This window comes from Bacillus sp. FSL R9-9834, assembly GCF_038006905.1.
In the GTDB taxonomy this organism is placed as follows: domain Bacteria; phylum Bacillota; class Bacilli; order Bacillales; family Bacillaceae_G; genus Bacillus_A; species Bacillus_A pacificus.
The window spans coordinates 4,408,668-4,421,318 of sequence record NZ_JBBOWD010000001.1 but is presented as its reverse complement, the minus strand read 5'-3'; the positions used below and the strand labels follow the sequence as shown (position 1 = coordinate 4,421,318).

Below are 12,651 nucleotides of genomic sequence, written 5' to 3'. Positions count from 1 at the left end.
ATTTGAATAACGGTTTGAACTGAGGGGTTATTCCCTCAGTTTCATACATATGAAATTTCAAACATGGGGGTTATCACATTGACGACAGGTGAAAAAATTACTGTAACTAATGGTGTTATGAATGTACCAAACAATCCGATTATTCCATTTATTGAAGGAGATGGAATTGGTCCTGATATTTGGGCAGCTGCATCTCGTGTACTAGAAGCAGCAGTTGAAAAAGCTTATGATGGTGAGAAGAAAATCGTTTGGAAAGAAGTGCTTGCAGGGGAAAAAGCATTCAACCAAACAGGCGAGTGGTTACCAGAAGAAACTTTAAATTTAATTCGTGAATATTTAATCGCGATTAAAGGTCCACTTACAACTCCAGTTGGCGGTGGTATTCGTTCTCTAAACGTAGCACTTCGTCAAGAATTAGATTTATATGTATGTCTACGTCCAGTTCGTTATTTTGAAGGTGTTCCTTCACCTGTAAAACGTCCGGAAGATACTGATATGGTTATTTTCCGTGAAAATACAGAAGACATTTATGCTGGAATTGAATATGCGCAAGGATCTCCAGAAGCAGAAAAAGTTCTTACTTTCTTAAAAGAAGCAATGGGTGTGAATAAAATCCGCTTCCCAGAAACATCTGGTATTGGTATTAAGCCAATCTCAGAAGAAGGGACAAAGCGTCTTGTTCGTGCTGCAATTCAATATGCAATTAACGAAAAACGCTCTTCTGTTACATTAGTTCATAAAGGAAACATTATGAAATTTACAGAAGGTGCTTTCAAAAATTGGGGTTACGAAGTAGCGGAACAAGAATTCGGCGACAAAGTATTTACTTGGGCTGAATATGATCGTATCGTTGAGAAAGATGGAAAAGATGCAGCGAATAAAGCGATGGCAGACGCTGAAGTGGCTGGAAAAATCATCGTAAAAGATTCTATTGCAGACATCTTCTTACAACAAATTTTAACTCGTCCACGTGAGTTTGATGTTGTTGCAACAATGAACTTAAACGGAGACTACATCTCTGATGCACTTGCTGCACAAGTAGGTGGAATTGGTATTGCACCTGGTGCAAACATTAACTATGTGACTGGACATGCTATCTTTGAAGCTACGCACGGTACAGCTCCAAAATATGCAGGTTTAGATAAAGTAAACCCATCTTCAGTTCTTCTTTCTGGTGTATTATTATTAGAGCACTTAGGATGGAACGAAGCTGCGAAATTAGTAACTGCTTCAGTTGAGAAAACAATTGCTTCAAAAGTAGTGACTTATGATTTCGCACGCTTAATGGAAGGTGCAACAGAAGTGAAATGTTCTGAGTTCGCTAATGAACTTATTAAAAACATGGATGTAGCGATAATCAAAAACGCATAATTAAAGCGGGGGGTAAATTATGACAATCAAACGCAAGAAAATTTCAGTCATCGGTGCAGGATTTACAGGAGCAACAACAGCATTCTTATTAGCACAAAAAGAACTTGCAGATGTTGTATTAGTGGACATTCCACAACTGGAAAATCCAACAAAAGGGAAAGCGTTAGATATGTTAGAAGCGAGCCCAGTACAAGGTTTTGATGCTAACATTATTGGAACATCTGATTACGCAGATACTGCTGATTCTGACGTTGTTGTGATTACAGCAGGTATTGCGCGTAAGCCTGGTATGAGCCGTGATGACTTAGTAGCAACAAACTCTAAAATTATGAAAAGTATTACGCGCGACATTGCAAAACATTCACCAAATGCAATTATTGTTGTATTAACAAATCCAGTTGATGCAATGACATATTCTGTATTTAAAGAAGCGGGATTCCCGAAAGAGCGTGTTATCGGTCAATCGGGCGTATTAGATACAGCTCGTTTCCGTACATTCATCGCTCAAGAATTAAATCTTTCTGTAAAAGACATTACAGGATTTGTTCTTGGTGGACACGGCGACGATATGGTACCTCTTGTACGTTATTCTTATGCAGGTGGCATTCCGTTAGAAACGTTAATTCCGAAAGAGCGTTTAGAAGCAATCGTAGAACGTACCCGTAAAGGTGGCGGTGAGATTGTAGGCTTATTAGGAAACGGTAGTGCATATTACGCACCAGCTGCTTCTTTAGTTGAAATGACAGAAGCAATCTTAAAAGATCAACGCCGTGTATTACCGGCTATTGCGTACCTTGAAGGTGAATATGGTTATAGCGATCTTTACTTAGGGGTACCAGTAATTCTTGGTGGTAACGGAATTGAAAAAATTATTGAATTAGAACTTCTTACAGATGAAAAAGAGGCGTTAGATCGCTCTGTAGAATCTGTACGTAACGTTATGAAAGTTCTTGTTTAATAATGAAATAGAAGTAGAAAAAGATTCGGGGCCCCGAATCTTTTTCTACTATTTATACAAATGTTTTTTTGAAATAACATGAAAACGCTATCATTTGTAATATCCTATAATGAAACTGTAGATTTATACTATACATTGCCCTCATCATAGTAAATTTCGGATCAGGTATCGCTTTTCGTAGGATAATAAGGTGAAAAAATCGGAGGGGGTTGTAACATGTTAAAGAAAAAAGTTCAAATCGGTCGTAAAATGGATGAAATTACAGTAGGAGAGAAATTATCTATCACTGAAAAAATTGAGGATAAAGATTTGTTATTGTACTTAGGGTTAACAAATGATGCCAATCCATTATATATTCAGCATGATTACGCATCCCAAACTCCGTATGAAAAGCCGATTGTACCAAGCATTATGCTAACTGGAATGATTACAACGGCAGTTACGAAATATTTACCAGGTCCAGGTAGTCATATTACGAGAAAGGACCTTACGTTCGTGAAGCATGTTCACCATTATGAAACGTTACAAATCCACTTTGAAGTAGTGGCTGTTTCTGAGGAGGAACATACAATTGATATGCTTGTATCTGCTCATGATGAAAAAGGAGAAACGGTTGTAAAAGGTTCCTTAACAGTAACGCCTCCTTTCAAATCAGTTTCTATTATGGAGAAAGCATTAGATAATTTTTAAAACATGAAAATATGAATAGCGCTAGCATACCTTTCATAAAGGAGCTAGCGCTATTTTTAATTGAAGAATCCTTCAGTAAATCCTTGAGCGAAATCTGAACAACCTGTTTTAATTGTATCCCAGCTTGGGGCGTTGAATGTAAGAATACACGTTACTATTAAAGATAGAATAGGTAGTACTAGTCGCATAATAGACCTCCATACTGTTTGTATCTATATATTTAAATTTATAATATACAGATTGTTAATGTAAGTCAATGGAAGGAGTGATCTTTAAGGTGAGATGGAAAAGAGAAGACGTTATCTTTGAAACGATAAGAGAAGCTGAAGTGTGGGCGGACGGGGTTGCGAATGAAATGCATGGAAGAGTATTTGATGGGTATGAAACACTAGATTATAAAATAGCGTACGCTCTATCTTTTTTCTTAGCGCAAAGTCGAGAATATCATATTCATACGAGTATTGAATTTAATAAAGATATAGAAGTGTATAAAGTATGGATCACTACAAGTTAATTGCGCAATCCGAATCCATGAATAGACAATTATATTGAGAGGGACCTTGTTTTCTAGTATGATGAGAATAACGGGGAAAATACTAGGATGAAGAAGGTTTCAAGTCTATAACTTGGAGGAAAAGAATGAACAATCGTATTTTAGTAGTTGATGATGAGGAGTTTATCTTAACTTTAATCGAATTTAATTTACAACAAGCTGGTTTTGAAGTGATAACAGCGATGGATGGAGAAATGGCGCTTCAAAAAGCGACAACAGAACGTCCAGATTTAATTATATTAGATTTAATGCTTCCAAAAATGGATGGTATGGAAGTATGTAAAGAATTACGATTGCAGCGCGTTATGACGCCAATTTTAATGTTAACAGCAAAAGATGATGAGTTCGATAAGGTGCTAGGTCTTGAACTTGGGGCGGATGATTATATGACGAAGCCATTTAGCCCAAGGGAAGTTGTTGCGCGTGTGAAGGCAATTTTACGCCGCACGAAATTACAACAAGAAGAGCAAGTTACAGAATCGTCAGATGAAGAGAGCATTACAATTGCTGAACTTAAAATTTTACCGGAGTTTTATGAGGCTTATTTCCAAGGAAGAAAGCTTGAATTAACACCAAAAGAATTTGAACTACTTGTTTATCTTGCGAAAAATAAAAGTCGCGTATTAACGCGTGATCAATTATTAAGTGCTGTATGGAATTATGATTTCGCTGGTGATACACGAATTGTTGACGTTCATATTAGCCATTTGCGCGATAAAATTGAACAAAATACGAAAAAACCGACGTACATTAAAACGATACGTGGTTTAGGATATAAATTAGAGGAGCCAAAAGGGGATGAATAAATTTCGTTCCAGGCTTCTTTTTACATTTGTTTCTCTTATTGTTTTTATTTTAGTCGGACTCGGTTTATTGCTGGAAACCGTGTTTGAAAACTATTATATAGAACATGCGAAAGAGAGAATGGTAAAAGAGACAGAGTATGTTGCGGTATTAGCAGAAGAACAAGGTTTTGATGATGTTTTAAAAAATCCATATATATTTAAAAAGCTAGAAGAAAAAATTCAGGCTTCTATTGCCTTTGTAGATGAGAAAAAGAAAGTTCAATATAGCGGGGGAGAACCGTCTGCTTTTAGCCAAGGGATAATAAAAGAACTTTCCTCTGAAACAACGAAACAAAGAAATAAAGTCATTACGAAAGAAACAGATCAAAATAATGAATTTTACCATGCGGTGTTCGTGCAAGATGTAGCAGGGAAACAAGGATACATTTTGGTAAAGAGCACAATTGAGCCTTTGAAAGACGTTCATCAAAAAACGTGGGGATTATTAATTATCGGATTTGTTATTGCGTGTCTTGTAGTCGTATTTTTAGGTATGAAAATTACAGGGCAATATATTAGGCCGATTGAGTCCGTTACGAAAGTTGCCATCGAATTAGCCAAGGGGAATTATAAAGCACGCGCTTATGAAAGTCATTCGGATGAAACGGGAATGTTAAGTAAAGCGATTAATATTTTAGCTCGTAATTTACAAGAGATGACACTTGAGCAAGAAATGCAACAAGATCGTCTGCATACGTTAATTGAAAATATGGGAAGCGGAATGATTTTAATTGATAGCCGCGGTTATATCAACCTTGTAAACCGTTCGTATAAGGAAACTTTCCACGTCACAGATGAAGAATATTTAGATCGCTTATATTATGAATCGTTTCATCATCCGGAAATTATAGAGCTTGTGGAAGAAATCTTTATGACAGAAGTGAAAGTGCGCAAACAAATGTTATTGCCACTTGGAATTGAGCGAAAGCATTTCGAAGTATATGGAGCACCGATTATCGGGACGAACCATGAATGGAAAGGGATTGTCCTTGTATTCCATGACATTACTGAGCTGAAAAAGTTAGAACAAATGAGAAAAGACTTTTTAGCGAATGTTTCTCATGAACTAAAAACGCCGATTACTTCTATTAAAGGTTTTTCAGAAACACTTTTAGACGGTGCTATGGATAATAAAAAATTCTGCGAACATTTCTTGCACATTATTTTAAAAGAAAGTGAACGTATGCAAGGATTAATTGAAGATTTATTAGATTTATCAAAGATTGAGCAACAAGGATTTAAATTGAATATGGGTACCGTTGATATGAAGGGACTTCTTGAAGATATTCATATGGTGCTTGATAATAAAGCGGGAGAAAAAGAAATCTCTTTACAAGTAAATGCATTAAAACGTGTCTCTGTCATTGGAGATCCAAGTCGTTTGCAGCAAATCTTTATTAATTTAATGAATAACGCAATCGTATATACACCGGCTGGAGGCGTTGTTTCTGTAGAATTAGCAGAAGATAAATATAATGCTTATATAAAAGTGTCGGATACTGGAATTGGTATTAGTAAAGATGAAATTCCGCGTATTTTTGAACGCTTTTACCGAGTGGATAAAGCGAGAAGTAGAAATACTGGTGGTACAGGTCTTGGATTATCAATCGTAAAGCATTTAGTCGAGGCCCATCACGGTACGATTACAGTGGATAGTGAAGTAGGAGAAGGGACAACCTTTACAGTTGTTTTACCAAAATCAGCAACTGAAAAATAGGATGAAGGATGTTTACAATATATTAACAATGGCTTAATTAAATATTAATAAAGCTCTGTTAATATAATACATGAAAACCCCTTCATCCAAGGAGTAATTTTGGACGAGAATAGTTAAGCTGTTCTCGTCACTTCCCTTTATGCCAATATCAGTCTGTTTTATATATGAAAGAAAATAACCGTTATTTTTCTTCTCTCTATTAGTCATGTTAATATAGAGAGAGGAAAGAAACGGTTTTTTTCTGTGAAAAAAATCATTTCAAATTTGTATGGGGAGGTTTCTGATTTGGAAAAAAAGGTCGTATTAGTAGATGGTAATAATATCGCGTATCGTGCTTTCTTTGCACTACCGCTTTTAAATAACGACAAAGGTATACATACGAACGCAATTTACGGTTTTACAATGATGTTAATGAGAATATTAGAGGAAGAAAAACCGACGCATATGTTAGTTGCATTTGATGCGGGTAAAACAACGTTCCGTCATAAAACATATAGTGAGTATAAAGGAGGACGTCAAAAGACTCCGCCTGAGTTATCAGAGCAATTCCCATTTATTCGTGAGATGCTTGATGCATTCAATGTACCGCGTTATGAATTAGAAAATTATGAAGCGGATGACATTATGGGAACGCTAGCGAAAGAAGCGAGTGAACAAGGAGCTAGTGTAAAAGTTATTTCAGGAGATAAAGATTTACTTCAACTTGTTTCTGATAACACGCTTGTATGTATTCCTCGAAAAGGGATTACGGAAGTAGATGAATATACGAAAGAAGCTTTATTTGAGAAATACAGCTTATCACCGAAGCAAATTATCGATATGAAAGGTTTAATGGGAGACCAATCAGATAATATTCCAGGTGTACCAGGAGTTGGTGAAAAAACTGCGATTAAATTGTTAACACAGTTTGGAACGGTTGAAGAAGTGTATGAAAATATAGATCAAGTAAGCGGGAAGAAATTAAAAGAAAAGCTGGAAGCAAATAAAGACCAAGCTCTTATGAGTAAAGATCTTGCAACCATTATTACAGACGCACCGATTACTGTGCATGTGGATGATATGGAGTATAAAGGATATGAGCCAAGTGATGTCATTCCAATGTTCGAGAATTTAGGATTCACATCTCTTTTAAATAAATTAGGTGTTACTCCAGAAGAAACGGCTCCAGCTGAATTAGATGATATTACATTTGATATTGTGGAAGAAGTTACAGAAGAAATGCTTCAGCAAGATAGTGCGCTTATCGTTGAAGTACAAGAAGATAATTATCATAAAGCAGATATTCAAGGTTTCGGTATTCAAAATGAAAACGGATGTTACTTTATTCAGACAGACATTGCACTTAAATCAGATGCTTTTAAAGAGTGGCTTGCAGATGGAGAAATGAGAAAGTATACATTTGATGCGAAGCGTGCGATCGTTGCACTGAAATGGAACGGTATAGATGTGCAAGGGATTGACTTTGATCTATTAATTGCTGCTTACTTACTTGACCCGGCTGATACAGATAAAGATTTCCGTACTGTAGCGAAAATGAAAGAAACACATGCTGTGAAATCTGATGAAGAAGTTTACGGAAAAGGTGCGAAGCGTGCTGTTCCAGAGTTAGAGATAGTAGCGGAGCATGTAGCTCGTAAAGTGCATGTATTATATGATGTGAAGCAAACATTCGTTGAAGAGTTAGAAAAGAATGAGCAATATGAACTGTTTACAGAGTTAGAATTACCACTTGCACGTGTATTAGCTGATATGGAAGTAAAAGGTGTAAAAGTTGATACAGAACGTCTTCGTAATATGGGAGAAGAACTTGCAGGTAGATTAAAGGAAATGGAACAGGAAATTTATAAGCTGGCGGGAACAGAATTTAATATTAATTCACCGAAGCAGCTTGGTGTTATTCTGTTTGAGAATTTAAACTTACCGGTTATTAAGAAGACGAAAACAGGTTATTCTACGTCAGCTGATGTACTAGACAAGCTGATGGATCACCATGAAATTATTCCAAACATTTTACATTACCGTCAATTAGGGAAACTAAATTCAACTTATATTGAAGGTTTATTAAAAGTTGTACATGAAGATTCATCTAAAATCCATACTCGTTTCAATCAAGTATTAACGCAAACGGGCCGATTAAGTTCAACGGATCCAAACTTACAAAATATCCCGATTCGATTAGAAGAAGGAAGAAAGATTCGTCAGGCATTCGTTCCATCAGAAGAAGGATGGATTATGTACGCAGCGGATTATTCACAAATTGAACTTCGTGTATTAGCTCATATTGCAAATGATAAAGGGCTAGTCGACGCGTTCCAACATGACATGGATATTCATACAAAAACAGCTATGGATGTATTTGGCGTTGAAAAAGATGAAGTAACTTCAAATATGAGACGACAAGCGAAAGCTGTTAACTTCGGAATTGTGTATGGTATTAGTGATTATGGTCTTTCACAAAACTTAGGAATTACAAGAAAAGCAGCAGCGGAATTTATTGAAAAGTATTTAGAAAGTTTCCCTGGTGTACAAGAATACATGGATGACATCGTAAAAGATGCGAAACAAAAAGGATATGTAGCTACATTATTAAATCGCCGCCGTTACATTCCGGAAATTACGAGTCGTAATTTCAACTTGCGTAGCTTTGCTGAGCGTACAGCTATGAATACACCAATTCAAGGTACTGCAGCAGATATTATTAAAAAAGCGATGATTATTATGGCAGATCGTTTAGAAGAAGAAGGATTACAAGCGCGTCTTCTATTGCAAGTACACGATGAATTAATATTTGAAGCACCAAAAGAAGAAATTGAAAAATTAGAGAAGCTTGTACCAGAAGTAATGGAGCATGCAATTGAACTCGCAGTTCCGCTGAAAGTTGATTATTCTTACGGCCCAACTTGGTACGACGCAAAATAAGGAAGTGATGAAATGCCTGAATTACCAGAGGTTGAAAACGTCAGACGGACACTTGAAAATCTTGTAACAGGAAAAACAATTGAAGATGTCATTGTTACCTATCCCAAAATAGTAAAACGTCCAGATGATGCAGAAATCTTTAAAGAAATGCTAAAAGGCGAGACGATTGAAAATATAAAGCGAAGAGGAAAGTTTTTGCTTTTATATGTAACGAATTATGTCATTGTTTCACATTTACGTATGGAAGGTAAATTTTTACTGCATCAAGAGGATGAGCCAATTGATAAGCATACGCACGTCCGTTTCTTATTTACAGATGGAACTGAATTACATTATAAAGATGTGAGAAAGTTCGGTACGATGCATCTCTTTAAAAAAGGTGAGGAAATGAATCAAATGCCTCTTGCTGACTTAGGTCCAGAGCCATTTGATGCTGAATTGACACCACGGTATTTACAAGAGAGATTGCAAAAGACAAATCGTAAAATAAAAGTTGTATTATTAGACCAGCGTCTTTTAGTAGGACTTGGAAATATATATGTAGATGAAGTTTTATTCCGTTCTCAAATTCATCCAGAACGAGAAGCGTCGTCTTTAACAGCAGAAGAAATTGAGCGAATTTATGAGGCGACTGTTACAACGTTAGGCGAAGCAGTGAAGCGTGGCGGAAGTACAATTCGAACGTATATCAACTCACAAGGGCAAATTGGCTCATTCCAAGAACTTCTAAATGTATATGGAAAAAAAGGAGAACCGTGTGTGACTTGCGGTACGATATTAGAAAAAACAGTTGTTGGTGGAAGAGGAACGCATTACTGCCCAATTTGTCAGCCAAGAATATAGAAAAGAGATAACATCGGATAGGCATTTGTCATATACATACAGCAGAGCTATGTATAAGGGAGGAGCTTACCGATGTACCTTTATTTATCTCTTATTTTATTAGCTTTTACATTAAGCTTAGATAGCTGTAGTGTAGGGCTAACATATGGTTTAAGAAGCGTAAGAATTCCACTAAGATCAATTGTAATTATCGGGATGTGTTCAGCGGCTGTTATGCTTGTTTCAATGGGAATTGGACATATGATCGCGAAAGTATTTTCACCCGTTATCGCAACGCGTATCGGTGGGCTTGTTCTTATTGGAATAGGAATTTGGGTATTATACCAATTTTTTCGAAGTGAGAAAAAAGAAGAACCGAAGCAAGAGGAGAAGGTATGGAAATTAGAGATTGCCTCGCTTGGGTTAGTCATTCAAATTTTACGGAAACCGACTGTAGCAGATTTCGATAAATCAGGCACCATTTCTGCAGGAGAAGCGTTACTTCTTGGTATCGCTCTTTCTGTAGATTCATTTGGTGCTGGAATTGGTGCATCTTTATTAGGGTATGCACCTGCTATGATGGCGATATTAGTTGCAGTGATGAGTTCTTTGTTTTTATTTATTGGAATGAAACTTGGAACGGTTTTATCAAATATGAAATGGTTGCAAAAATTTACATTCCTGCCTGGGGTATTACTCATTATTATTGGAATTTGGAAAATGTAAGTACGGGCGTGGAACATTAGTTTCGCGCCTTTTATTATGAGGAGGGTTATGATGACGGTAGTAATTGGATTAACGGGAGGTATTGCAAGCGGAAAAAGTACAGTATCTCAAATGTTTCGCGAGCTAAATATACCAGTTATTGATGCAGATATTATTGCAAGAGAAGTTGTAGAAAAAGGAAAACCAGCATATAACAAAATTGTAGAAGTGTTTGGAACGGAAGTACTACAAGAAGATGGAGAACTGGATCGACCGAAATTAGGAAGTGTCGTTTTCTATAATGAAGAGAAACGATTGCAGTTAAACAAAATTGTTCATCCTGCAGTGCGTGAGGAAATGAATAGGCAGAAGGAAATGTACATAAAAGAAGGTATGCAAGCGGTTGTGTTAGATATTCCTCTCTTATTTGAAAGTAAATTAACAAGTCTCGTTGACCGCGTTTTAGTTGTAGCAGTTAAGCCACGTACGCAATTAGAACGTTTAATGAAGCGAAATAATTTTTCAGAAGAAGAAGCAACAGCTCGTATTCAATCTCAAATGCCGTTAGAAGAAAAAGTGAAACATGCAGATGAAGTGATAAATAATGATGGCACAATTATGGGAACGAAAACACAATTACAGGGGATTTTAAAGAAATGGAACATTATTGACTAAAAAATTGTGAAATTAATGAAAATGCTTAGTGACATATCCCCTTTTTGTGTTATACTATTATTGGGATTGGAGATAAATAGTATAACGCATTCAAGGGGGATAACATATTATGACTCGTGTGGCAATTAATGGATTTGGACGTATTGGGAGAATGGTATTTCGTCAGGCAATAAAAGAAAGCGCATTCGAAATTGTAGCAATCAATGCAAGCTATCCATCTGAAACGTTAGCACATTTAATTAAATATGATACAGTTCACGGCAAGTTTGACGGAACAGTAGAAGCATTTGAAGATCACTTATTAGTTGATGGGAAAATGATTCGCCTTTTAAACAACCGCGATCCAAAGGAATTGCCTTGGACAGATTTAGGTGTTGAAGTTGTAATTGAAGCAACTGGTAAATTTAATTCAAAAGAAAAAGCAATTCTTCACGTTGAAGCTGGAGCGAAAAAAGTTATTTTAACAGCGCCTGGTAAAAATGAAGATGTAACAATTGTAGTAGGTGTGAACGAAGACCAATTAGATATTACAAAACATACTGTTATTTCAAATGCATCTTGTACAACAAACTGTTTAGCACCTGTTGTGAAGGTGTTAGATGAGCAGTTTGGAATTGAAAACGGTTTAATGACGACAGTTCACGCTTATACAAATGACCAAAAAAATATTGATAACCCACATAAAGATTTAAGAAGAGCACGTGCTTGCGGACAATCAATTATTCCGACAACGACAGGTGCTGCGAAAGCGCTAGCAAAAGTTCTTCCGCATTTAAATGGAAAACTTCATGGTATGGCACTTCGTGTACCAACACCAAACGTGTCTCTTGTTGACTTAGTAGTAGATGTAAAACGTGATGTGACAGTTGAAGCTATTAACGATGCATTCAAAACTGTTGCAAACGGTGCGTTAAAAGGCATTGTAGAATTTAGCGAAGAGCCTTTAGTATCTATTGACTTTAATACAAATACACACTCAGCTATTATTGATGGTTTATCTACAATGGTAATGGGTGATCGTAAAGTGAAAGTACTTGCTTGGTATGATAACGAGTGGGGCTACTCTCGTCGTGTTGTAGATCTTGTAACGTTAGTTGTGGATGAATTAGCGAAACAAGAAAATGTACAACATATTTAATTGAATAAGGGGAGGGCAAGTGAATATTTGCCCTCTTTTTTTTATTTTTTTCTGAAAAGGAAAAAAATTATATAAGTATATTTTTAGAAGTGGACATACCACGAAACGTTGAGGTTACTGTATTCGTGAATCATTTATTTTTTTTAGGGAAAAGTAAAGAGGAAAATATGACAGAAAATCGAAAAAACTGTTGTTGCAAAATGAAAATAAACAAAGTATACTAACACTCGTAAACTTAAGAGCTGAGGTACGTAGTCA

12 protein-coding genes are annotated in these 12,651 nt (G+C 36.3%); 11 read left to right on the top strand and 1 reads right to left on the bottom strand.

Annotated elements, in window-relative coordinates:
* Nucleotides 1–78 precede the first annotated feature (78 nt).
* The 3 genes from icd to MKY00_RS23110 all read left to right on the top strand — a co-directional run bounded on the left by icd (nt 79) and on the right by MKY00_RS23110 (nt 3,019).
* Nucleotides 79–1,371 carry an NADP-dependent isocitrate dehydrogenase gene (icd, locus tag MKY00_RS23120; RefSeq protein WP_000206903.1) on the top strand — a complete coding sequence of 431 codons (1,293 nt, stop codon included), beginning with the start codon at nt 79–81 and terminating at the stop codon, nt 1,369–1,371.
* A 19-nt stretch (nt 1,372–1,390) separates the two neighbouring features.
* A complete protein-coding gene (gene mdh / locus MKY00_RS23115; protein WP_016718645.1) occupies nt 1,391–2,329 on the top strand; it encodes a malate dehydrogenase in 939 nt (312 codons plus the stop codon).
* Nucleotides 2,330–2,545: 216 nt separating this feature from the next.
* Nucleotides 2,546–3,019: a MaoC family dehydratase gene (locus tag MKY00_RS23110; protein WP_000914180.1), complete on the top strand. Its 474-nt coding sequence runs from the start codon at nt 2,546–2,548 to the stop codon at nt 3,017–3,019.
* Between the two features lie 56 nt (nt 3,020–3,075).
* Here the strand turns inward: MKY00_RS23110 and MKY00_RS23105 are convergent, their stop codons facing one another.
* Complete coding sequence (locus tag MKY00_RS23105) at nt 3,076–3,207, bottom strand: hypothetical protein (protein ID WP_016718644.1); 132 nt, start codon at nt 3,205–3,207, stop codon at nt 3,076–3,078.
* Between the two features lie 89 nt (nt 3,208–3,296).
* Between MKY00_RS23105 and MKY00_RS23100 the strand changes: the two genes are divergently transcribed.
* From MKY00_RS23100 to MKY00_RS23065, 8 genes are all read left to right on the top strand, one after another.
* A complete protein-coding gene (locus MKY00_RS23100; protein WP_001267377.1) occupies nt 3,297–3,533 on the top strand; it encodes a hypothetical protein in 237 nt (78 codons plus the stop codon).
* 125 nt (nt 3,534–3,658) lie between these two features.
* Complete coding sequence (gene phoP / locus MKY00_RS23095; RefSeq protein WP_001065225.1) at nt 3,659–4,378, top strand: two-component system response regulator PhoP; 720 nt, start codon at nt 3,659–3,661, stop codon at nt 4,376–4,378.
* Nucleotides 4,371–6,134: a sensory box histidine kinase PhoR gene (gene phoR, locus MKY00_RS23090; RefSeq protein WP_016718643.1), complete on the top strand. Its 1,764-nt coding sequence runs from the start codon at nt 4,371–4,373 to the stop codon at nt 6,132–6,134. The genes phoP and phoR overlap by 8 nt, the downstream gene beginning before the upstream one ends.
* A 285-nt stretch (nt 6,135–6,419) precedes the next feature.
* Entirely contained in the window at nt 6,420–9,053 is a 2,634-nt protein-coding gene (gene polA / locus MKY00_RS23085; RefSeq protein WP_000412815.1) for a DNA polymerase I, read from the top strand.
* Nucleotides 9,054–9,065: 12 nt separating this feature from the next.
* Nucleotides 9,066–9,896: a DNA-formamidopyrimidine glycosylase gene (gene mutM, locus MKY00_RS23080; protein WP_016718642.1), complete on the top strand. Its 831-nt coding sequence runs from the start codon at nt 9,066–9,068 to the stop codon at nt 9,894–9,896.
* Nucleotides 9,897–9,968: 72 nt separating this feature from the next.
* Nucleotides 9,969–10,601, top strand: a complete 633-nt coding sequence (gene ytaF / locus MKY00_RS23075; RefSeq protein WP_000281751.1) for a sporulation membrane protein YtaF — start codon at nt 9,969–9,971, stop codon at nt 10,599–10,601.
* A 51-nt stretch (nt 10,602–10,652) separates the two neighbouring features.
* Complete coding sequence (coaE, locus tag MKY00_RS23070) at nt 10,653–11,255, top strand: dephospho-CoA kinase (RefSeq protein WP_016718641.1); 603 nt, start codon at nt 10,653–10,655, stop codon at nt 11,253–11,255.
* A 109-nt stretch (nt 11,256–11,364) separates the two neighbouring features.
* Nucleotides 11,365–12,393, top strand: a complete 1,029-nt coding sequence (locus MKY00_RS23065; protein ID WP_000198972.1) for a glyceraldehyde-3-phosphate dehydrogenase — start codon at nt 11,365–11,367, stop codon at nt 12,391–12,393.
* The last annotated feature ends 258 nt before the right edge of the window (nt 12,394–12,651 follow it).